Source organism: Veillonella parvula, assembly GCF_048309325.1.
Lineage (GTDB): Bacteria > Bacillota > Negativicutes > Veillonellales > Veillonellaceae > Veillonella > Veillonella parvula_T.
This window is the reverse complement of the sequence record NZ_DBFBTX010000005.1, coordinates 732535-756620: the sequence shown is the minus strand read 5'-3', so window position 1 is coordinate 756620 and position 24086 is coordinate 732535. Positions and strand designations below refer to the sequence as shown.

Here is a 24086-nt window from a genome sequence, read left to right as displayed (position 1 = left end):
AAACGATATATTAGAGGTATTACATGTTAGATAAACAAGGCGTATATGATTGTTTACGTGACCATCATATCGATTTTGAAATTACAGATCACGCACCATTATTTAGTATGGACGATAAGCCAAATGTGCAGTTGCCCTATCCTGAGTGGGATGCGAAGAATTTATTTATACGAGATTATAAACGAGAGCATTACTATTTAATTACCGTTCGTGGTTCAAAGCGTGTGGATCTAAAACAGTTCCGTAAGGACCATAAGTTGAAAAAGATTTCCTTTGGCTCTGAAGAAGAGCTATGGAATATATTGAAGATTAAACCAGGTCACGTATCTCCATTTTGCTTGCTCCATGATGAGGAACGCAAGGTCCATTACTATATTGACGCGGACTACGAGAATAATTTAATCGGCATACATCCGAACCAAAATGATGCGACTGTGTGGCTTCAAGGTAAAGAACTAGTTAAACTCATTGAAGAGCATGGTACAATATTAGAATATATTACATTGTGATTTAGGAGTCTTTTATGAACAAAAATTTGTTAAAACGTATTGTATTAACATCTGCTATTGCCGTATTAGGTGTAAGCACATCTTTTGCAGCTCTTGTTATGGAACGAGATCAATCTGTAGATACTGCACCTAGCGTAGGTATGTATCGTTTCGAAGTACCTGTAGAGTTACAAGGAACTTATAATAGTGTAGGTGTAGCTAATCTGACAGCATCTATGGAAAAAGAACCTAATACATTGTCCATGAATGTGGCGCATGTAAAGGGTAATCCTTCGGAGTCTTATGTAGTTGAAATCTATAAAGATTTAGCAGCTATTGAAACACATCGCAAATCTGACCATTATCAAGCATTTGTTAATGAAGTTGGTTCTAAATTAACAAATCGTAAGATGTACGATGTACAGTCTGTTCTTTTATTTGAAAAGAAAGATGCATTATCTATCGTAAATGATGGTAAGGCAGTGGTGACCTTAACTGAGTTTACTGTTGATAGCAATGAAATCGATACGGTACAACGACAATATCAACTCGATATGGAACGTGCCGTTCGGGATGATGCGGGTTATAAGGCTGGTTATGTGCTTCGTGAAAGAAATGCAAAAAATCGCTGGTACGTCATTCAAATCTATAGCGATCAAGAAGCCCTTACTAAACACTTGAATAGTCCAGGCTATCGCTTTATGATGAGCCAAATCCAAGGTAGTCTACAAGGGGTTACTACTAAAGTATTAGATGGGGATATCCTCGTTAACCATGGTGGACAAGCTTTTGTAAGACCTTAGTTTTTGATAAAATACTAATCAGTAAAGTTACTGCTAGCATATTATGTGCTAGCAGTTTTTTGCTATATAATAGGTTATAATCTAGTTAATTCTATTTAGGAGTTATATATGACACAACAAGAACGATTGAGCTATCTTTTAGAGGGATTGGTAGCAGAATATAAAGAGAAATATAACGAACATATAGATATTCCCGTAAATGAAGAAGAACAATTTACTCTATTTAGAGCACTATGTAATATTCGTCCAGCAGGAGCCATGCCCGCGGAATGGATGAAGATACAGGATGAATACTTAAATACATTGGCTCATGAAAAAGGCATCGTTACGATTAACGATATGGAAGAGCGAGAACCTCAGATATATTTGTGGCAAGGGGATATAACGCGTCTAGCGGTAAAGGCTATAGTCAATGCAGCTAATGAGCAGTTGCTCGGTTGTTTTCTACCGAATCACAAATGTATTGATAATGCCATTCATACTTTTGCTGGTATTGAGTTACGTATGGCCTGTGCTAGGATGACTGAGTATATGGATATGCCTGAAAAGACAGGTGTAGCTCGTATGACCTATGGTTTTAATTTACCTGCCAGTCATGTTATCCATACGGTAGGGCCTATTGTTTATGATACTGTTACAGACTTAGAAAAAGAACAATTGTCATCGTGCTATAGATCTTGCTTGGAGCTAGCTAATGCTTATAGTTTGAAGTCCATTGCATTTTGCTGCATTTCTACAGGTGAGTTTAGATTTCCTAATGAATTGGCGGCCCAAATTGCTATCGATACGGTACGTAGGTATTTAAAAGAAACAAATAGTAAAATACAAGTGGTATTTAACGTATTTAAGGATATAGATTATGACATCTACAACAAACTATTGGGATAACTAACATACTCCTTTTGAAATTCATAAAAATGCTGTATCATTTAATAATGACATACAAAAGGTATTGAATGATTTGTTATCTTAAGAAGGAGTTAATGTACTATGAACTATAAATATACCTATGAAAGTCCATTAGGGACAATGATTATGCTTGGTACATTATCATACTTAACAGATTTATTTTTTATTGATGAAGCTCATGCACCTAGTTATGATGATGCGGAGTATATAGAGCAACTAACAGGTCCATTTGAAGTAACAATTATGTGGCTAAATCAATACTTTAATGGTAAAAAGCCCTTTATTACACCGCCTATCCAGTTAGAAGGTACAGAGTTCCGTAAATCCGTATGGTCTATATTACAGACAATTCCTTATGGTGAAACTACAACATATGGAGATATTGGTAAACAAATTGCACAGCAACAAGGTAAAGAGAAATTTTCTGCTCAAGCCGTAGGAGGGGCTGTAGGGCATAATCCAATTTCTATCATCGTTCCTTGTCACCGTGTTATTGGTAGTAATGGCCAGTTAACAGGATATGCAGGGGGCATTGAACGCAAGAAATATATGCTAGACCTAGAGTCGGAGCATAAATAAAGTAATAGTAAATATAAAACATAGATAATAATAAAAGAGATTACTTCTATGTATAGTTAGACATATATAGAAGTAATCTTTTTTTGTGTTTAGATATATTTAGTTGTAATGTAAATAGATATCGTAATAATTAGAATATGAGCAAATACAATACTTTTACAATGTACTTATTTTAAATAAATTTGTTTTCTAAGGTACCAATACCGCTTATGGAAACTGTAACAATATCTCCTGGTTTTAACCAAGAATACTTACTTTCATTTTTACCTAATACTACACCACTAGGCGTACCTGTAAAGATAATGTCACCTTCTTGGAGTGTCATATATGTTGATAAGAAGGCAATAATGTTATAAGGCTTAAAAATCATTTGTTCTAGCTTTGCTTGTTGACGTATTTCACCATTTACTGTTGTCGTAATAGTAGCACTTTCAAAGTCAAAATCATCAGGAGATACAATATTAGGACCAATAGGAGCAAAGTGATCAAGCGATTTGCCAAGGATCCATTGAGAACCTCTAAACTGTAATGTACGGGCACATACGTCGTTACCAATGGTATAGCCTAAGATATGTTCCATTGCCTTTTCAGGAGATATGTTTTTACCAGATTTACCGATGATGATAACTAATTCTCCTTCATAATCGTAATGGAAAGTTTCGTCTTCAATAGTAATTGTATCATGATTACCTGCAAGAGCATTTGATGTTTTCATAAAGATTTCTGGAAAATTATGTGTAGCTAGACTAGTTTCAGCAATATGATCAGCATAGTTAAGGCCGATACAAATGATACTTTTAGGATTAGGAATTAAAAAATTTTTATTTTCGTTCATAATAGGGACCTCTAGTAAAATAAGATAATGTATATCTGAAATTATTATAATATAAATAGGGCGGTAGCTATACTGTAAAAAACAATTTTTATATTCAACGATAGTATAGCTAGGGGCCTATTTGATAATATACATATCTATTAATATGTTACCTATATATAGATGATATATCTTAATAGATACTATATCTGTATATATAATTTATCATCTCTATAGAATCTATTGAAAATACAAGATGATAGTGATAAGATTAAGTGTATATCAATATAAATGGAGGTTATTGTTATGAGCAAGAATATCGATTGGGATAATCTCGGTTTTGGTTATGTAGAAACCGACTACCGTTATTTGACTACATATAAAGATGGTAAATGGGACGAAGGTGGTCTAATTACTGATGCTAACGTTGTCCTTAATGAATGTGCTGGTGTATTCCAATACGCTCAAACTGTTTTTGAAGGTTTGAAAGCATACTATACAAAAGATGGTCACATCGTATGCTTCCGTCCAGATTTGAATGCAGAACGTTTGAATCAATCCTGTGAACGCCTTGTAATGCCTACATTACCTGAAGGTCGTTTCCTCGAAGCTGTAAAAGAAGTTGTAAAAGCAAATAAAGACTTTGTTCCTCCATATGGTCATGGTGCAAGCCTTTATATTCGTCCTTACATGATGGGTACAAACTCCGTTATCGGTGTAAAACCTGCTGATGAATATCAATTCCGTGTGTTTACAACACCAGTAGGCCCTTACTTTAAAGGTGGTGCTAAACCAATCAAAATTCGTATTACTGATTTTGATCGTGCAGCTCCTCATGGTACTGGCCATATTAAAGCTGGTTTGAATTATGCTATGAGTTTGTATGCTATCACTGATGCTCATAATGAAGGCTATGCAGAAAATATGTATCTTGATGCGGCTACTCGTACACATGTAGAAGAAACTGGTGGTGCTAACTTCATCTTTATTACTAAAGATGGTAAATTAGTTACACCTAAATCTGATAGTATCTTGCCATCCATTACACGTCGTTCTTTGATGTATGTAGCAGAACACTACCTTGGTATGACTGTAGAACATCGTCCTGTTCATAAAGATGAATTAAAAGACTTTGCTGAAATTGGTCTTTGTGGTACAGCGGCTGTTATTTCTCCAGTAGGTCAAATCGATACTCCAGAAGGCACTATTAATGTTCCTGCTGGCATGGATGATATGGGTCCTATCACTAAAAAATTATATGACACATTACTTGGCATTCAACATGGTGAAATCGAAGCTCCTGAAGGCTGGGTAGTTAAAATTTGCTAATTATTTAACTATGCAAATATGATTTAATTATGCAAACATGAAAGTATATAAAAACGGCATCTACCGTATGATAGATGCCGTTTTTTATTCTGCTAAAGATATTAGTAAACTAATGATTTTGATTGATAAATATTCTAGCTATATTTAGTTAGCGTTTGCTCTACTATGCACTTTAGCCATAAATTTTTCGTTGTTAATGACAAAGCGTTCATGTGTACCACGACCGATAATACCAATGCCATCAGAAGCTTCGATATCGAATGTGATTTTGCGACCTTCTACGGCGCTTACAATAGCTTTTGCTGTTACTGTTGCACCAAGTGGAGTAGGGGCTTCATGGGTGATGGATAAAGCAATACCTACAGTGCCTTCACCTTCTTCTAAGTATGGTTGTACTGCTGCTTGAGCCGCTTCTTCCATTAAAGCGCACATGGCTGGTGTGGCAAAGACATCTAAAGAACCAGATTTCATTGTTTTAGCAATATTAGATTCTGTAACTGTTACAGTAGCCGTAGCTGTTTGACCTGCTGATACCATATTATACCTTCTTTCATTAAGAAAATTCTCGTTATAATAGTATTATACATCTTTCGATAATTTTTATGCTAATGTAATGATACATATTTTATAGATATATGTATACACCTCTAATGCTATATCGGTTATCAATTTTAAATATATTAAAAAAGCTATTCAGATTAAAATTAAAGAAATGTAACTAGTTATAACTGTTCTATAGAATACGTGATATAATGAAGCTAGTCTTTTTTATACGAGGTATATATGAGTAAAAGAAATTTAAAACCTTCTGGTGAAGGTTGGGTACAGTTAATAGCAGGCATAGGTTTTATTGTTTTATTAATTATTATAAATATTGTAGATCCTACGTTTTATCCGACCATGTGGCACTTAGCAACAAGTGGCTCTATGGAAGAAGTAGCGGAGTATATTCAAAGTTTTGGCCCTATGGCCATGTTGGTGAGTATGGTCCTCGATATTTTTGTTAACGCCGTAGGCTTTTTACCGTCAATTTTCATATCTACAGCTAATGGTTTAGTATTTGGTATGTGGCCAGGGATTATTATTTCTTGGTTGGCTGAAACAATTGGTGTAGTCATTAGCTTTTATATTATGCGTTACTTCTTACGTGATACAGCGGACAAGTTGATTGCTAAGAGTACGGTATTGATGAAAGTAGATGATTTTTCCGGTAAAAATGGTTTTGTGGTCATGTTATTTGCACGATCCTTACCGTATTTTCCATCTGGGGTCATTACCGCCTTAGGGGCCATTAGTAAAATCAAACCTAGAGATTATATATTGGCAAACTTGATTGGTAAATTCCCATCTACGGCTTTAGAAGTAGCTATTGGTACAGATATTGTAAATTTCCAAGAAAATATGGGACGATTAGGAATTATTGTTCTTGTTGCAGGTATTGTATACTTCATTCTTTGGAAAGTATATAAGAACTATATTAATAAGAAAAATGCGGAACAAGAGCATGATCCTAATGCGTAATATAAAGTCTAATTAGGTAAGGCATTACAAAATAACTAATTAACTATAGGCTGCTTACGTTTTAATAATGCAATATTCTTAATTTTTGATGTTAGTAATATTTTCTACTTAGAAGTGTTTTCTACATAGTATATATGAAAGAGGCGATAGTATGAGCTTTTCTCTTCCTGAACGTGTAACCTTAAAAGGACCTAATTTTATTCGTGAAGTATTTGAACGTGGTGTAGGCGTGGAAGGATTTATTAGTTTTGGTATTGGTAATCCTGCGCCTGAAGCGATTCCTGTAGAGATTATCGAAAAGGCTTTTGATGAAGCGGTTCATTCCAATCCTATGAGCCTTTTACAATATGGTCCAATGCAAGGTGATGCACATTTAGCAGAACTTACGTTAGAACGTTTAGTACAAACTCATAAGATGAATCCAGAAGGACAAGGTCTCATTATTTCCAATGGTGCAGGTCAATTATTAGGTCTTGTACCGATTACTGTATTAGAACCTGGCGATGAAGTATACATGGATGAATTCACTTTCACTAGTGCAATCAATTCTGTACGTAACATGGGTGGTAAAGCATTAGGTATTAAAACTGACGAGCACGGTATGATTCCAAGCGAATTAGAAAAAGCGGTCCAATCTGGTAAAGGTAAATATATTTATCTAATTCCTAACTTCCAGAATCCAACAGGCATTACTATGCCTTTAGAACGACGTAAGGAGATTTATGCTATTGCATCTAAATATGATTTATTTATCTATGAAGATGATCCATATGGTGAAATTCGTTTTGCTGGCGAATATATCCCAACATTTAAATCCTTTGATACAGAAGACCGCGTTCTATATGCAGGTTCTTATTCTAAAACATTATCTGCAGGCTTGCGTGTAGGCTTTTTATTTGGTCCGGCCAAGGTAATTGAGGCTATTCAAGCATTAAAGAATAATACGGCAGGACAAATGCCATTAGTCACTCAAAAGGTGGTAGCGAAGGTTCTTGATACCATTGATTACGATGCTCATTTAGATAATGTACGAAAAGTATATAAAATGAAATGTGAGGCTTTACTTAACGCTTTTGAAAAGTATGCGAGTTCTAAAGTTCATTTGACACAACCTACAGGTGGTATGTTTGCATGGATGATGATGCCTGAGGATGTAGATTGTGATGTATTCTTTGAAACTTGTATGGATCGCAATGTAGGGATTATTAAATGTGGTGCCTTTGCAGCAGATGGGGCAGGAGAAGGCCATGCATTTCGTTTGAGTTATACGGTGCCAACAGTAGAGGAAATTACAAAGGGGATGGAAATTCTCGGCGGGTTAACTAAAGAATTTTGTGGTGAGTAATATATTGATAATTTTTGATATAACGTGATACAATGTAAGCGTAGATACATTGTGTTTACCATATAAAAAAGTTTTTAATATAGATGTGAGGTATAGCCTCAAAGAAAGTAGGTGTTTACTATGGGTTGCGGTAGCAGCAGTGATTGTGGCGGATGCCCATCTCAATCTTCTGGGTGCGGTGGTGGCGCGCCTCAACAACCTCAAGATCTTACAGCTCAATTGCACGAGCTTAGTTCTGTTAAACATGTAATTGGCGTAGTATCCGGCAAAGGCGGCGTAGGTAAATCTTCCGTTACCAGCTTGATGGCCATTACAATGGCGCGTAAAGGCTACAAAGTAGGTATCCTCGATGCGGATATTACAGGTCCTTCTATTCCTAAGATGTTTGGCATTAAGGAAAAGGCATATGCTGACGAAATCGGTATGTATCCTGTAAAATCCAAAGGCGGTATCGACGTTATGTCTGTTAACCTTCTTTTGGAAAACGATACAGATCCTGTTTTATGGCGTGGTCCTATTTTAGGCAATGTAGTAAAACAATTTTATACAGATGTTATTTGGAAAGATATCGATTATTTATTTGTTGATATGCCACCAGGAACAGGTGACGTTGCTATTACTGTATATCAATCCTTGAAATTGGACGGTATTATTATCGTTACATCTCCTCAAGACTTGGTATCCATGATTGTTGAAAAAGCAGTTAAAATGGCTGATTTAATGCAAGTACCTATTATTGGTGTGGTGGAAAACTACTCTTACTTCCATTGCCCAGATAACGGTAAGGATTATCAAATTTTTGGTGAAAGCCACATCGAAGAAATCCTTCAAAAATACGGTCTATTATTGTTGAACCGTTTACCAATTGACCCAACTATTGCAAACCTTTGCGATAAAGGTGATATTGAGTCTATCGAAAAAACAAATTTAGAGGACGTATCTCTACCTGAATAGGATTCATATGATGATGAAAGCTGTGTATTTATAAATGCACAGCTTTTTATCACATCTTTTTATGGTGAATTATGTTATATTTATGGTAGGAAGATAGAATTATATCTTTAATTCTCTTACTACAGATATGCTGAACATAGTTAGTATAGATTTTTATTTTTCTTAACATGATACTATAGGGTGTATTGGCATATATTGGTTTAATTTTAATGTTTTCCTATGTAGGACGTATGTGTATGAAAAAACTATTGAACTGGATCATTCCAGCAGCCTTTGGTTTAGGTCTGTGGTTTGTTCCAACTCCAGAGGGATTAACTCCTCAGTCATGGCATTTATTTGCAATCTTTGTAGCTACTATCGTAGGCTTCATTACTCAGCCGTTACCGATTGGTGGCGTATCTATCGTTGTTATTACTGTTGCTGCATTGACAGGCACATTAAAGATTAGTGAAGGTATTTCAGGTTTTGCTAACTCTGCAATCTGGCTAATTGTAGGTGCTTTCTTATTCTCTCGTGGCTTTATTAAAACTGGTTTGGGGAAACGTATTGCTTATAATTTGATTTCTGCTTTTGGTAGTAGCTCCTTGCGTTTGGCCTATGCATTGGCTTTGTCTGATTTGATTTTAGCTCCCGCAACACCATCTAACACAGCTCGTGTAGGCGGTGTAATCATGCCAATTACAACTAGCTTAGCAAAAGCTTTCGGTTCTGAACCACAAGATGGACCTCGTAAAATTGGTTCTTTCTTGATGCAATCAATTTACCAAGTAAATACGATTACATCTGCGATGTTCCAAACATCCATGGCTGGTAATACATTGGTTGCAGCATTAGCGCTTCAATCTTTTGGTATTGGTATTACATGGGGCGACTGGGCTATGGCAGCTATCGTACCTAGTATTATTGCATTGATTATTATGCCGTATTTCATTTATAAAGTATATCCACCGGAAATCAAAGATGCTCGTGAAGCTCAACAAATGATTCGTGAAGAGTTAAAAGGTCTTGGCAAGATTTCTTTCCAAGAATGGGTAATGCTTGGCGTATTTATTTTAGCATTAGTATTGTGGGCTACGTCTCAATTTACAAAACTTGATGCTACAACTGTTGCATTCTTAGGTATTTCTATTTTACTTGCTACAGGCGTTCTAATTTGGGACGATGTTAAGAGTGAAAAGGGTGCTTGGGATACATTGGTTTGGATGGGTACATTGATGGGCTTTGCCGGATTCCTTTCCAAATTGGGCTTTATCAAATGGGCTACAGTTCAAGTGGGTGGTTATATTCCAGAAGGCTCTTGGGTAATTGCCTTTGTTGTAGCTGTTCTTGTTAATACATATGCTCACTATGTATTTGCATCCTTAACAGCGCATATTTCTGCGATGTTCGTAGCATTCTCTGCAATCGCTATTTCTGCAGGTGCCCCACCTATGTTGACATTGTTGATGATTGCATTCACATCTAACTTGTGTATGTCTTTGACTCACTATGCAGCAGGTCCATCTCCAGTAATCTTTAATACTGGTTATGTTCCTCAAAATATATGGTGGAAACTTGGTTTCTTCACATCTGTAATCAACTTAATTATCTTCATGGGTCTTGGCTCTGTATGGATGAAGTTGATTGGTATGTGGTAAAATTTAGTACTGACAATTTTATAGGATTGTAATGGCATGTACTTTAAACCTATTAGACTTAGTGTACTATGCATTTACATCGTATATAAAAAGCCGTCCCGATAGGGGCGGCTTTTTGTGATAAAATATGAGTAGTTAATAGATAATTAATGTAAATATTGTAAAATAATATACATAATAAATTATTCAAGCTAATTGTACAAATTTTATATGATTTGTGCATAGGAGGGACCTATGAAGTTTGATAATGAACAATTATTAAAGTATATTGGCGCTTGTACATCTCCGTATCACACAGTAGATACAAGTTTACAAATGCTATTGGACTCAGGATTTACAGAGCTCAGTTTAGAAGATGAGTGGCAGTTAGACTCTGGTTCTTATGTAGTTAACGTGTTCGGCACCACCTTATTTGCCTTTCATATAGGGAAGAAACCAGAACATACATTACGTATTGCGTCGGCTCATACAGATTTTCCTGCTATTCGTGTTAAACCAAACCCTATAACCTCTATGAAAGGATACACAAAGTTAAATGTAGAAATGTATGGCGGTCTTATAGAAAATACATGGCTTGATCGTCCATTAGGTGCAGCAGGTACGGTTGTGTTAAAAGGAAAAAATGCCTTTGACGTAGATTCTGTTCTAGTCGATACAAAACGGCCTATCGCTATTGTTCCAAACCTAGCTATTCATATGAATCGCTCTGTTAATGATGGGGTTAAACTAAATCGTCAAAAAGAAATGCTTCCTATATTGATGATGGAACGTAATAATGAAGATAATCCTACAAAACCTTTAAATAATAGAAATAATCCAAGTTTATTTTCAGAATCAGATACTCAATACGATGAGTGGACAAAGTTTTTAGCTGATGAAGTAGATTGCGATCCTTCCGAAATATTATCTTATGAAATGACTTTATATCCTACGGAACAAGGCTGTGTACTCGGTACGGAAGGTGATTTCATTAGCTCACCTCGTTTAGATAATTTAACATCTTGCTTTAGTGTATTATCTGGTATTATTCAAGCCAAAAAAATGAATGTTAATGGTGTTCGCTGTGCTATACTCTTTGATAACGAAGAGGTGGGCAGTCGTACGAAACAAGGTGGGGCTGGCATGATATTACCAAATCTCGTTAAACGCGTGTATGACGCATTAGGATATTCTAATCAAGAGATGGACAGCTTTATCTCTAAAGGCTTTATGATTTCCTCCGATGTAGCACACGGATTACACCCAAACTATCCAGAGAAAAATGACATTACGAATATTCCTGTACTTAATAAAGGGCTATCCCTTAAGATTGCATGTAGCCAATCTTACGCTGGGGATGCTAAGGCCATTGCTATCGTTAAAGGCCTTTGTGAAGAAGCGGATGCACAGTATCAGATTTATGTAAATCGTTCGGATATTCCAGGTGGATCTACAGTAGGTTCCATTTCATCAGCTATGTTACCAATGCGTACTATTGATGTAGGCTTGCCTCTTTTAGCAATGCATTCAGCTAGAGAATTGATGGGGGCAGCTGATCAAGAGCAATTAAATCGATTAATGAATCATTTTCTAGGTGGTAAGTAATATAAAATGGAATTTATTCGATGTGCATTATTGAAAGACATATGATTTTTTGTAATGAACAGTAAAAAATATATTTTATACTTTCATAATTGGTATAATCCTTTAAATATAATGAAAATATTGTATAATAAGTATATATTATTATGAATATAAAACCTCATCATAAATTTTGATGAGGCTTTCCTCAATATTGATTTATCTATAAGTATAGGAAATATTCATATATTAATAAAAATGAAAGCTGATAGTTCACATTTGTGGAAGCTAGTAGGAGGCAATACATGAGAAAAATTAAATCCGTATTGGTTGCCAACCGTGGAGAAATTGCGATCCGCGTGTTCCGTGCATGTAATGAAATGGGAATTAAAACTGTAGCCATTTACTCTAAAGAGGATACATTATCCTTGCACCGTAACCAAGCCGATGAAGCCTATCTCGTAGGGGAAGGTAAAAAACCAGTTGACGCATATCTTGATATTGAAGATATCATCCGTATTGCAAAAGAACATGACATCGATGCTATCCATCCAGGTTATGGCTTCTTATCTGAAAATGAAGGCTTTGCTCGTCGTTGTGAAGAAGAAGGAATTATCTTTATTGGGCCTAAAATCAAGCATTTGAATATGTTTGGTGATAAAGTAAATGCTCGTGAGCAAGCTAAATTAGCAAAAATTCCGATGATCCCAGGTTCTGATGGGGCTTTAAAAGATTATGCTCAACTAGAAGAATTTGCTGATACACATGGTTTTCCATTGATGATTAAAGCCGTTAATGGCGGCGGCGGTCGTGGTATGCGTGAAGTTCATCATAAAGAAGATCTTCGAGATGCATATGATCGTGCTAAATCTGAAGCGAAAGCTGCGTTTGGCGATGATGATGTATATGTAGAAAAACTTATCGTAGAGCCTAAACATATTGAAGTTCAAATCTTAGGTGATGAACATGGCAATGTAGTTCATTTGCATGAACGTGATTGCTCTGTTCAACGTCGTCACCAAAAAGTAGTTGAAATGGCGCCAGCCTTTGCGTTATCATTAGAAACTCGTAAAGCTGTATGTGATGCTGCCGTTAAAATCATGAAAAATGTTGGCTACGTGAATGCAGGTACTGTAGAATTTTTGGTAACTGCTGATGGTAGCTTCTACTTTATCGAAGTTAATCCACGTATTCAAGTAGAGCATACTGTAACAGAAATGATTACAGATATTGACATTGTTCATGCTCAAATTAGAATCGCTGAAGGCTTTAGTTTACATAGCCCTGAAGTAGGTATTCCTGAGCAGGATAAAATTCCTTGTAAAGGCACTGCTATCCAATGTCGTATTACCACAGAAGATCCTAAAAACAACTTTATGCCTGATACCGGTAAAATCTTAGCGTACCGTAGCTCTGGTGGTTTTGGTATCCGTCTTGATTCTGGTAATGCTTTTACAGGTGCCGTTGTAACACCTTACTATGACTCCTTGCTTGTGAAAGCGACAGCATTTGGTCCTAACAACGAAGAAACTATTCGTAAAATGCTTCGTTGCTTAAAAGAGTTCCGTATTCGCGGTGTAAAAACAAATATTCACTTCTTGATTAATGTATTGGAACATCCTGAATTCCAAAGTGGTTCTTACAATGTAAACTTCATTGAAGAACATCCTGAATTATTCGAATTGAAACCAGATCGTGACCGTGGTACTAAATTATTACGTTACATTGCTGATGTTACAATTAATGGCTATTCTGGTGCAGGGGCTCAAGAGGTTCCTGACTTTGAACCGATTCAAATGCCATCTACTTTGGATGTAAGTCCAGCATCTGGTACAAAACAAAAATTTGATGAACTTGGACCAGATAAATTCAGTAAATGGTTATCGGAACAAAAACAAGTATTCTTCACTGATACCACTTGGCGTGATGCCCATCAATCCTTGTTTGCTACACGTCTTCGTACAATCGATATGGCTCGCGTAGCTGGTCATGCTGCAAAAGGTGTACCTAACTTATTCTCCTTAGAATGTTGGGGGGGTGCTACTTTTGACGTATCATACCGATTCTTACATGAAGATCCGTGGGAGCGTTTGCGCATGTTCCGTCGTGAAGTGCCAAATACATTGCTTCAAATGCTTCTTCGTGGTGCAAATGCCGTAGGTTACACATCGTATCCAGACAACGTAGTTCGTCAATTCATTCAACGGGCTGCTGCTAATGGTATTGATGTATTCCGCGTATTTGATAGCTTGAATAGTCTTGATAATATGCATGTTGCTATCGATGAAGTGCGTGCACAAAATAAAATAGCTGAAGTTGCATTGTGCTATACTGGCGATATCCTTGATGGTGCTCGTACAAAATACAACTTGGTCTATTATGTAAATATGGCAAAAGAGCTTGAAAAAGCTGGTGCCAATATTATTGCCATTAAAGATATGGCCGGCCTTTTAAAACCACAAGCTTCTTATAACTTGGTATCTGCCTTGAAAGATGCTGTCTCTGTTCCAATTCACTTGCATACTCATGAAGGCTCCGGTAACTCTATCTATACATATGGCCGCGCTGTAGATGCTGGTGTTGATGTAATCGACTTAGCATACTCAGCATTTGCTAATGGTACTTCTCAACCTAGCATGAATTCCATGTACTATGCATTGTCTGGTCATGAACGTCAACCAGAAATGAACATTGATTACATGGAAGAAATGTCTCATTATTTTGGTAGTATCAGACCATATTACAAAGGTGTAGATAAAGCAGAAGCATATCCTAATACTGAAGTATATCAACATGAAATGCCAGGTGGACAATACTCTAACTTGCAACAACAAGCTAAAATGGTAGGGCTTGGTGATCGTTGGACAGATATTAAGAAAATGTACCACCAAGTAAACATGATGTTTGGTGATATCATTAAAGTTACACCATCCTCTAAAGTGGTAGGGGATATGACATTGTACATGGTACAAAACAACTTAACTGAAAAAGATATCTACGAAAAAGGCGATGTATTGGATTTCCCTCAATCCGTAGTTGAATTCTTTGAAGGACGTCTTGGTACTCCATATCAAGGCTTCCCTGAAAAATTACAAAAAATCATCTTGAAAGGTGCTCGCCCAATCACAGTTCGCCCTGGTGCTGTATTACCTCCAACAGATTTTGAACATATTCGTCATGAATTAAGCGAAATGGGAGCCCAAACAACTGATGAAGATATTAGTGCATATTGCTTGTATCCTAAGGTTTACCAAGATTACAATAAATTTGTAAAAGACTTTGGTGATGTATCTGTATTAGATACTCCAACATTCTTCTTTGGTATGAAACGGGGCGAAGAAATTCAAGTAACCATTGAAAAAGGTAAAACACTGATTATCAAGATGAATGGTTTCTCTGAACCTGATGAAGATGGTAATCGCATCGTATTGTTCGAGTTTAATGGTCAACCTCGTAGCATTAAGGTTCATGATAAACATGCTAAGACAACTGGTGTTGTTCGTCGCAAAGCGGATGAATCTAACCCTGGTGAAATTGGTGCTACATTGTCTGGTTCCGTTGTTAAGATCCTTATTAAGAATGGTCAATCTGTAACTAAAGGTGAACCATTGATCGTTACAGAAGCAATGAAAATGGAAACAACAATTACAGCTCCTATCGACGGTATCGTAGAAGAAATCCTTGTACGTGAAGGTAGCCGTATCGAATCTGGTGACTGCTTGCTTCGTATTGAAGATGCTTTAAAACGATAAGCTAACAATCATTTAAAATTAAAAATATTATTTCTCAAATATTTCATAAAATGAAAAATTGAAGAATAATGGAAGAATCCCTAGGAAATCCTAGGGATTCTTTGTATTTTCAAGGGTTTCATGGTACTATATAATATAGAGAAAATGGGCGTATTATGCGTTATTTTAGAATGATTAGTAGAAAAGGAGTAGTAACAGATGAGATGTCCTTATTGCCAACACACAGACACGAAGGTAACAGACTCTAGAACGACTGATGAAGGTAATAGTATTCGCCGTCGCCGTGAATGTATCAATTGTGGCCGTCGCTTTACTACCTATGAAATTATAGAAGAAGTACCACTTATGGTATTGAAGAAAAATGGACGACGTGAATTATTTGACCGCGGTAAGCTACTGAATGGGTTATTGCGCTCTTGTGATAAGCGTACAGTTCCTATGTCTGTGATGGAGCAAGTAGTTAATGATGTAGAGCGTGATATTCGGAATGAAATTAACCAAGAGGTTACAACTGATCGCATTGGTGAGCTCGTGTTACAACAACTGAAAGACATAGATCAAGTTGCATATGTTCGTTTTGCTAGTGTATATCGTAAGTTTGATAATATTGATAGCTTTATGGAAGAGTTAAAAGCTCTGAAGAAGTTAGACGCTAAAAAGCCGAAACGCAAACCTGTCGTAGAAGAATAATTGATTCTGTATTACTGATTGGTTATACATGGTTTTGAAATTAGCAATGTGTGAGGCTTTATGATAGATTTACATTGTGATACGATGATGCAATTGCTAGATCATCCTGATAGTGGTGATTTATATCGCAATACTTGGAAAATAGATATAGAAAAATTACAAAAGGCTCATAGCAAGATACAAGACTTTGCACTCTTTATTAATATGGGTGAGACGAATGACCCTTATGGCCGCTATGAAGAGATGCGTAATTTGTGTGTATCACAAATTCATCACTATGGAGAGCACATACAACATGTGCTCTCTTATCAAGATGTAGAGTCTGTATACAAGACTGGTAAGATTGGGGCACTTATGTCTATTGAGGAAGGTGGCGTACTAGGTGGCGATTTAAATAAACTTAAACAAGCTTACCAAGATGGAGTCAGACTTATAACGCTAACATGGAACTATCCAAATGGACTTGGCGAGCCACATTGTGGTGAGCAACATAAGAAATTAACATCTAAAGGTGTTGAATTTGTAGAAGCTATGCAAGAGTTAGGGATAATTGTTGATTGCTCTCATCTTAACGATGCTGGTACAGAGCAACTAGGAGATATTTTAGATGTTCCTTTTATAGCATCTCATTCAAATGCACGGGAATTACGGTCTCATACGCGAAATTTGCCAGATAATCTTATTAGACTTATCGCTAATAAGGGAGGTATTATAGGACTTAATTTTGCACAGAATTTTCTCGGCACATCGCCAATTAGTCGCATTGAAGATATTGTTAAACATGGTCTATATCTCATCGACAAGGGCGGTGAAGATGTAGTGGCATTAGGAACTGATTTTGATGGGATTCCACCCGACACAGAGATTGCAGATATGTCTCAAATGAGTCGTCTTTATGATGCATTTAAAGAGGCAGGCTTATCTGTGGAACAGTGTGAAAAGTTATTCTGGAAAAATGCAGATAGACTACTAAAGGAGATTTTATAATGACTGATTTAAATCCAATCATTGCAGATCGTTTTACAGAGCATCTTGAAGTGTTTGGTAAAACGATGGAACATATGGATACCATTCAAGAAATCGGATATCGCTGTAAAGCGGCTTTAGAAAATGGTAATAAAATTTTGTTCTGTGGTAATGGTGGCTCTGCGGCGGACTCTCAACATTTAGCAGCTGAATTGATTTGTCGCTTTAAAAAGGAACGGCGCTCTCTTGTAGGCATTGCATTAACTACTGATACATCCGCATTAACAGCTATTGCGAATGACTATGATTTTGAATCTGTTTTTGCACGTCAAGTAGAGGGCTTAGGCCGTACAGGTGATGTTCTCATCGGTATTTCTACATCTGGTAACTCCAAGAATGTTGTAAAAGCTGCAGAAATGGCCCGTTCTATTGGTATGCATACCATTGCTTTCACCGGTGAAGGGGGCGGCAAACTAGCCGAACTATGTGATATTACGCTGGCTATTCCCAGTAATGTGACAGCGCGCATTCAAGAAATGCATATCTTAGCTGGCCACATTATATGCGAAATTATTGAAGAAGATTATTAACCGATAGGTTTTTACTTATAGATACACATTGTTTCAATTATAAATTTATTTAAATTAGGAACATATGTAATTTTGATAAGGAATAGGTGGATTATGATAAATACTACCATTAATCAGTTTTTAACAAAGCAACTGCCAAACTTGAAGATTGCCGTTGTAGGCGATGTAATGGTAGATCGTTATGTTTTTGGTGATGTAAGTCGTATTTCTCCAGAAGCACCGGTTCCTGTAAACCGCGTGTCCAAGATGAAAGAGGTCCTTGGTGGAGCTGGTAATGTTGCATCTAATCTGTCTAATTTAGACTGTAAAGTATATCTTGGTGCACTAGCAGGTAATGACGACCATGGCCATTTATTAAAAAATTTACTTGATACTGATAAAATCGATACGACTGGTTTAATCACTAGTGATGACCGCTCTACTATTACTAAGATGCGCATATTAGGTGATCGTCAACAGATGATGCGCCTTGATTTTGAAACGATTACAAATTTAACCAATCAAGAAGAGCAACAATTGTCTGTTTGGTTGGAAAATCTATGTAAAGCGGGGATTGATGGTATTGTCGTATCTGACTATGGTAAAGGCGTTTGTACACCTACCTTATTGAAGACAATCTTTGGTTTGGCTAAGGAATATAGTGTGCAAACTATCGTAGATCCTAAGGGGGCAGACTGGTCTAAATACAATGGTGCTACATGTATTACACCGAATGTGAAAGAACTCGGTGAATGTGTAGGCCGTACATTAGAAAATGATGATGCTACTATTGTAGAGGCTGCTAAGTCTGTACTTGCTACTGTAGATTTAGACTATATTGTGGCTACTCGATCTGCTAAGGGTATTACGGTTATTGCAAAGGATGGCCGTACATGGCATAATCCTGCTACTCAACAAGAGGTATTCGATGTGAGTGGTGCTGGAGATACCGTTGTATCCATGATGATGACCTGTCTTGCAAGTGGTCTATCGATGCGTTTAGCCTTGCATATCGCTAATGGTGCAGCGGGTATCGTAGTATCTAAGGTTGGTACGTATCCAATACATCGTTCTGAGTTATTAGACTTATGGCATTCCTATAAACATAGTATTCAATCTAAGCCATTATATACGAAGGAAGAGATGAAAGAACTCGTTTCACAATGGCAAAGCAAAGGTGAAACTGTAGTGTTTACAAATGGTTGTTTTGACATTCTTCACCGTGGACATATCACGTATTTACAAGAAGCTGCGCAGCTAGGTGATCATTTAATCATTGGATTAAATTCTGATGCATCTGTTCGACGTTTAAAAGGGGAAATACGGCCCATCGTAAGTGAAGCGGATAGAGCGGCCTTGTTGAGTGCGTTGCAATGTATTGACGGTGTAGTACTATTTGAAGAGGATACACCGGCTGAATTACTAGCGTACTTACGTCCTAATACTCTTGTTAAGGGCGGAGATTACAAAATAGAAGATATTATTGGACGCGAGTCCGTTGACAATGTAGAGGTTCTTTCATTTAAAGAAGGTTACTCTACATCAGATATTGTAGGGAAAATAGCTACTATGGCTAAGGAGGGCAAATTATGATTATCGTAACAGGTGGTGCTGGTTTTATTGGCAGTAATATTGTGAAAGCACTGAATGATCGTGGTCGTACAGATATTCTCATCGTAGATGATCTTACAGATGGTCGTAAGATTCGCAATATTCAAAATCTAGAATTTCTAGATTACATCGATTGTGATGATTTTGATTGTGCTATTGCTGATGGTACATTCGACGTTGGCCCTATTGAAGTCGTATTCCATGAAGGTGCTTGTGCAGACACAATGGAATATAATGGCAAATACATGATGAAGAACAACTATGAAGGTTCTAAAAATCTATTCCATTATTGCCAAGATCGTCGTATTCCATTCATCTATGCCTCCTCTGCATCTACCTATGGTAATGGTACACATGGTTTCGTAGAAAAACCGGAAGCTGAAGAAGCACTTAACCCATATGCGTATTCTAAATTGTTATTCGACCGTTATGTACGTAAATATGAAGGTGAATATACTGCACAAGTTGTGGGGCTGCGTTACTTTAACGTATATGGTCCTAATGAAGCTCATAAAGATAAAATGGCTTCTTTAGTACGTCAAATGTTCTACAAAAATAAAGAAACAGGTATTATTAACCTCTTTGAAGGTACAGATGGTTACGAAGATGGTGGTCAAACACGTGATTTTATTTATGTAAAAGACGTAGTTAATGTAAACTTCTATTTCTGGGAGCATCCTGAAATCTCTGGTACTTTTAACTGTGGTACAGGTAATGCTCATAGCTTTAACCAATTCATGCAAGCTGTTATCGACTACAATGGTCAAGGCAAAATTGAATATGTGCCATTCCCAGAGGTGTTAAAGGGTAAATACCAAAGCTTTACAGAGGCTGATACTACTAAATTGTTAGCTGCTGGCTATGATAAAGGGTTCCATAAAATGGAAGATGCCGTTAAAGAATATTGTGAACTATTAGATAATAACGAAGGATATTTACGCTAATGCGCAAGGTATTATTTTTAGATCGCGATGGTGTTATTAACAAGGATGTTAGTTATCTATATAAAATCAGCGATTTAGAGTGGGTAGATGGTGCAAAAGAGGCCCTTGCTTATGCTCATAGTAAGGGCTATGATCTCATTGTAGTGACAAATCAGAGTGGTGTAGCTCGTGGTTATTATAAAGAATCTGATGTTCAGATTTTACATGACTATATGGCTCATGAACTAGATCGCAGTGGAGCACCGATTTTACATTTCTATTACTGTCCACATCATAAAGAAGGTATTGTTCCTCTCTATGCAGTAGAATGTGAATGTAGAAAGCCTAAACCTGGCATGATTAAGCAAGCTATTAAGGATTATGATGTAAATATATCAGATAGTTTTCTTATCGGTGACAGTCAACGTGATGTTGATGCAGCTGAGGCTGCTGGCATTAAGGGGTACCTATTTAAAGGTTCTAATCTATTGGATTTCATTAAAACAATAATTTAATCATTTATTCCATTTAGTCTATTTTTGAAGAATATATTTAGGGTTGTTGTTTTGTATTGGGGAGGCTATATGAAAGATTACAAGAATATACTCATCATCAAGATGAGTTCCTTAGGTGATGTAATTCACGCATTGCCTACCTTGTACGCTGTGCGCAAGAATTGGCCTAATGCGCGTATTACATGGGCTATTCATGAGCAATTCGCTAGCCTCTTACCTGGTACACCATGGGTTGATGACGTGATTATCATTGACAAAAAACAACTAAAGAAGCCTACGTATTTATATCAATTGCGCAAGGAGCTACATAGTCGTCATTTTGATATGACCTTAGACCTTCAATGCATCGCAAAAAGTGCTATTGTTTCCTTATTATCTGGTGCCCCTGAAAAGTATGGCTACTGGGAGCTTCGTGAGGGCAGTAATCTTGTTAATAAAGCATTAGTAGGTGAGCATAAATACGACCATGTTATTGAACGCTATCTGGATACCGTACGCGCCCTTGGTGGTGAGGTGGAGGAGATTGAATTTCCGATGCCAGCTTACGTTGAGGCTGAGAAATCCATAAAACAAAAGTTGAAATGCCATGGTGTAGATGATGAATATATTGTAGTTGTACCAGGGGCACGATGGATTGTTAAGGAGTGGCCACTTCTAAATTTTGGAGAACTTTGTATTCGTTTATGTGAATCTGGTAAGAAGGTTGTTATTGCCGGTGCTCCTGATGATGTAGATAAAGGTGCTTTCATAGAAAATTATGTAAAACATAAGAATCTGATCAATTTAGTTGGATCTACAACCATGCCTGAACTCATTGAGTTGATTCGTCATTGTCAGATTTTTATTAGTGCCGATACGGGACCATTGCATATTGCAAATGCTTTGAAGCGTCCTTTGATTGCCATGTTTGGTACAACATCACCTAAGCGCACAGGTCCTTATGGTGGTAGTCATGTACATCTCATTATTTCACCTACTTCTAAGGCTACACCTGAGCAACCACTAGTAGATGATCCAGATTGTATGGCACAAATTCCTGTAGACGCGGTATGGTCAGTGTATGAACAAGTACTTGGAAAGGAACTATAATGGAACTAGATTATAAGCGCATTGTGGTAACCTTTTTAATGCATTTAGGCGATGTTATATTAACGACTCCGTTTTTAGAAGTGCTTCGCAAAGCGGCTCCTCATAGTCATATTACGTATGTAATAGATGAAAAATTACAACAAGTAATGGAATATAATCCAAATATTGATGAACTTATTGTTGTAGATAAAAAAGGGCGCCATAATAGCATCTCAGGTCTCAATGAAGTGGCTCGTGAAATCAATGCTAAGGGAAAACCTGACATTGTCATTAATTTACATCCTAATGAGCGTACTTCATATTTAGCCTGGAAAATTCATGCAACTATTACAACTGGTATGAGTCATTTCCTCTTTAGACCATTCATGACAAAGTATACGCGCTTAGATCGTAAAACTCGTCATGCTGCGGATATGTACATTAATGTACTAGAGCAATTAGGTGTAACAGATACTTCTAACTCTGGTTTACATATTGAGACCTGTGAAGAATGGCGTCGTCAGGCTCGAGAGTTTTATTCTGGTCATGGATTAACTGATACTGATATACTCATTGGTTTTAATATCGGTAGCGCCGTTCCTGAGAAACGTTGGCCAGCTGAACGATTTGCTCATGTAGCAGATTACTTTGGTCGATTAGGTTATAAGACGGTTTTCTTTGGCGGACCTATGGACCTTGAAATGGTGCAGCCCGTAGTAGAACAAATGGAAACAAAGCCTATTGTGGCTACCGGAAAATTCCAGTTAGGCCCTTTGGCAGCGGCTATGAGCCGTTGTAATCTACTAATTACTAATGACTCTGGACCAATGCATGTAGGAATCAGTCAAGGTGTGCCAATTGTGGCACTGTATGGTCCATCAAATCCATTCTTTTATGGACCTTATCAAGCTCATGCTATCGTTTTAGAAACGATGGATTCTTATGAGATTGGTAAAAGCATGAAAAAAATTATTAAAGAAGGAAATTATAAAGGTTTATCTGTAATTTCTGAAGAACAGGTTATTAAAGCAGCGGAAACATTGCTTTTAGAATCGAAATAAACGTATGAACTATATTGTATTTGATTTAGAATGGAACCAACCCTATAGCAATGACATTAGCTTTATGAAGCGCACAAAAATGCCGTTGACAGGGGAAATCATTCAAATCGGAGCGGTAAAACTGAATGAAAAGATGGACATTATAGATCATTTTACGATGTTCATCAAACCTCAATATCTGCCACGGATGCATAAACATGTGCGCGAGTTGACAGGGATAACCACCCATGAGCTCAATCATGGTGTGCCATTCAAGACGGCTATGCAGTACTTTCAAAAATGGTGTGGTGATGAATATATGTTGCTTTCTTGGGGATCAGACGATATTCTTATCCTTCGAGAAAATCTTATGCTTCATAAGATGAAAGCATTATCTTATGATCAATGGGTAGATGCGCAAATGATTTATTCTTATCAACGCTATGGAACAAGTCAACAGTATTCTGTGGCGCATGCTATGGAGGATCTCAATATATCGACGGAGCATTTATCTGCTCATAATGCCTTGCATGATGCAGTTTTTACAGCTCACATTTGTCAGACTTTAGATATTGCACAAGGAATTCTGCATTATGATCTAATTCGCAAGGAAAGTAGTAATCCTTTCCTATATCCTCCTATTCTTACCTTTTTTATGTATGAAAATTTTTCTGAGAAAAAACGTATTGTTCATGATAGAAGAGTACGTATGTCCTTCTGTCCGTACTGTCAAACACGTTTAGAAACGACAAGACCTGAACGATTACAAGGGGATAAGCACCTAGCCATTGGAGTATGTCCTAAACATGGCGATTTTGCGGTGCAACTTAAAGTTGGAAAGTATACGATTAAGTCCGGCAGTAGTAAATTCTATGTTACTAAGGTACTGACCCATTGTACGGATGAAATTCGTTCTCTATATACTCAGAAGTCTGAAATCAATCGCGAAAAAGAGCGAAAATATTTAGAGTATCGTAAGGCGGAACAAGAAAAAGTCCGCCAAAAATAGTTAT

General features: G+C 37.0%; 22 protein-coding genes. 20 read left to right on the top strand and 2 right to left on the bottom strand.

All coding sequences use genetic code 11. The features are described 5' to 3' along the window. Positions 1 to 23: 23 nt before the first annotated feature. The 4 genes from ACMKPP_RS08395 (at position 24) to ACMKPP_RS08380 (ending at position 2779) form a co-directional block, all read left to right on the top strand. Positions 24 to 509, top strand: coding sequence for a prolyl-tRNA synthetase associated domain-containing protein (locus tag ACMKPP_RS08395; RefSeq protein ID WP_418369598.1), 486 nt, complete (start codon positions 24 to 26; stop codon positions 507 to 509). Positions 510 to 523: 14 nt separating this feature from the next. Continuing rightward, on the top strand, positions 524 to 1291 hold the full coding sequence (locus tag ACMKPP_RS08390; RefSeq protein WP_418369597.1) for a putative quinol monooxygenase: 768 nt from the start codon (positions 524 to 526) through the stop codon (positions 1289 to 1291). Positions 1292 to 1399: 108 nt separating this feature from the next. Next, on the top strand, positions 1400 to 2179 hold the full coding sequence (locus tag ACMKPP_RS08385) for a protein-ADP-ribose hydrolase (protein ID WP_195213249.1): 780 nt from the start codon (positions 1400 to 1402) through the stop codon (positions 2177 to 2179). 102 nt (positions 2180 to 2281) lie between these two features. Beyond that, positions 2282 to 2779 carry a methylated-DNA--[protein]-cysteine S-methyltransferase gene (locus tag ACMKPP_RS08380; protein WP_195394927.1) on the top strand — a complete coding sequence of 166 codons (498 nt, stop codon included), beginning with the start codon at positions 2282 to 2284 and terminating at the stop codon, positions 2777 to 2779. A 172-nt stretch (positions 2780 to 2951) separates the two neighbouring features. Here ACMKPP_RS08380 and ACMKPP_RS08375 read toward each other — a convergent pair whose 3' ends face one another. Further along, positions 2952 to 3614: a fumarylacetoacetate hydrolase family protein gene (locus ACMKPP_RS08375; RefSeq protein WP_418369596.1), complete on the bottom strand. Its 663-nt coding sequence runs from the start codon at positions 3612 to 3614 to the stop codon at positions 2952 to 2954. Positions 3615 to 3899: 285 nt separating this feature from the next. On the opposite strand from ACMKPP_RS08375, the gene ACMKPP_RS08370 reads away from it, so the two are divergent. Beyond that, positions 3900 to 4922: a branched-chain amino acid aminotransferase gene (locus ACMKPP_RS08370; protein ID WP_004697304.1), complete on the top strand. Its 1023-nt coding sequence runs from the start codon at positions 3900 to 3902 to the stop codon at positions 4920 to 4922. Between the two features lie 144 nt (positions 4923 to 5066). Here the strand turns inward: ACMKPP_RS08370 and ACMKPP_RS08365 are convergent, their stop codons facing one another. Beyond that, complete coding sequence (locus ACMKPP_RS08365) at positions 5067 to 5459, bottom strand: thioesterase family protein (RefSeq protein ID WP_004692969.1); 393 nt, start codon at positions 5457 to 5459, stop codon at positions 5067 to 5069. A gap of 246 nt (positions 5460 to 5705) precedes the next feature. On the opposite strand from ACMKPP_RS08365, the gene ACMKPP_RS08360 reads away from it, so the two are divergent. From ACMKPP_RS08360 to ACMKPP_RS08290, 15 genes are all read left to right on the top strand, one after another. Next, positions 5706 to 6443: a TVP38/TMEM64 family protein gene (locus ACMKPP_RS08360; protein WP_288580144.1), complete on the top strand. Its 738-nt coding sequence runs from the start codon at positions 5706 to 5708 to the stop codon at positions 6441 to 6443. 151 nt (positions 6444 to 6594) lie between these two features. Then, complete coding sequence (locus tag ACMKPP_RS08355; RefSeq protein WP_418369595.1) at positions 6595 to 7788, top strand: aminotransferase-like domain-containing protein; 1194 nt, start codon at positions 6595 to 6597, stop codon at positions 7786 to 7788. Positions 7789 to 7908: 120 nt separating this feature from the next. Next, entirely contained in the window at positions 7909 to 8742 is an 834-nt protein-coding gene (locus ACMKPP_RS08350) for an Mrp/NBP35 family ATP-binding protein (RefSeq protein WP_021148035.1), read from the top strand. A gap of 236 nt (positions 8743 to 8978) precedes the next feature. Further along, complete coding sequence (locus ACMKPP_RS08345; protein ID WP_418369594.1) at positions 8979 to 10379, top strand: anion permease; 1401 nt, start codon at positions 8979 to 8981, stop codon at positions 10377 to 10379. A gap of 234 nt (positions 10380 to 10613) precedes the next feature. Further along, positions 10614 to 11963, top strand: a complete 1350-nt coding sequence (locus tag ACMKPP_RS08340) for a M18 family aminopeptidase (protein ID WP_008600727.1) — start codon at positions 10614 to 10616, stop codon at positions 11961 to 11963. A gap of 281 nt (positions 11964 to 12244) precedes the next feature. Further along, positions 12245 to 15691: a pyruvate carboxylase gene (locus ACMKPP_RS08335; protein ID WP_195395141.1), complete on the top strand. Its 3447-nt coding sequence runs from the start codon at positions 12245 to 12247 to the stop codon at positions 15689 to 15691. Between the two features lie 198 nt (positions 15692 to 15889). Next, positions 15890 to 16381, top strand: a complete 492-nt coding sequence (gene nrdR / locus ACMKPP_RS08330; RefSeq protein WP_004692976.1) for a transcriptional regulator NrdR — start codon at positions 15890 to 15892, stop codon at positions 16379 to 16381. 60 nt (positions 16382 to 16441) lie between these two features. Continuing rightward, positions 16442 to 17368, top strand: coding sequence for a dipeptidase (locus ACMKPP_RS08325; RefSeq protein ID WP_060918810.1), 927 nt, complete (start codon positions 16442 to 16444; stop codon positions 17366 to 17368). After that, positions 17368 to 17937: a D-sedoheptulose 7-phosphate isomerase gene (gene gmhA, locus ACMKPP_RS08320; protein ID WP_060918811.1), complete on the top strand. Its 570-nt coding sequence runs from the start codon at positions 17368 to 17370 to the stop codon at positions 17935 to 17937. Before ACMKPP_RS08325 ends, gmhA begins: the two co-directional genes overlap by 1 nt. Positions 17938 to 18030: 93 nt before the next feature. After that, the gene (rfaE1, locus tag ACMKPP_RS08315; protein ID WP_060918812.1) at positions 18031 to 19509 is read left to right on the top strand and encodes a D-glycero-beta-D-manno-heptose-7-phosphate kinase; all 1479 of its coding nucleotides are present in this window, start codon (positions 18031 to 18033) and stop codon (positions 19507 to 19509) included. Then, complete coding sequence (gene rfaD / locus ACMKPP_RS08310) at positions 19506 to 20471, top strand: ADP-glyceromanno-heptose 6-epimerase (protein ID WP_004697321.1); 966 nt, start codon at positions 19506 to 19508, stop codon at positions 20469 to 20471. The genes rfaE1 and rfaD overlap by 4 nt, the downstream gene beginning before the upstream one ends. Then, positions 20471 to 20965: a D-glycero-alpha-D-manno-heptose-1,7-bisphosphate 7-phosphatase gene (locus tag ACMKPP_RS08305; RefSeq protein WP_004692981.1), complete on the top strand. Its 495-nt coding sequence runs from the start codon at positions 20471 to 20473 to the stop codon at positions 20963 to 20965. The genes rfaD and ACMKPP_RS08305 overlap by 1 nt, the downstream gene beginning before the upstream one ends. A 69-nt stretch (positions 20966 to 21034) precedes the next feature. Further along, entirely contained in the window at positions 21035 to 22054 is a 1020-nt protein-coding gene (locus ACMKPP_RS08300; RefSeq protein WP_004697170.1) for a glycosyltransferase family 9 protein, read from the top strand. After that, a complete protein-coding gene (locus ACMKPP_RS08295; protein ID WP_008600741.1) occupies positions 22054 to 23094 on the top strand; it encodes a glycosyltransferase family 9 protein in 1041 nt (346 codons plus the stop codon). The genes ACMKPP_RS08300 and ACMKPP_RS08295 overlap by 1 nt, the downstream gene beginning before the upstream one ends. Positions 23095 to 23098: 4 nt before the next feature. Continuing rightward, entirely contained in the window at positions 23099 to 24082 is a 984-nt protein-coding gene (locus ACMKPP_RS08290) for a 3'-5' exonuclease (RefSeq protein WP_077708351.1), read from the top strand. Positions 24083 to 24086: the final 4 nt, after the last annotated feature.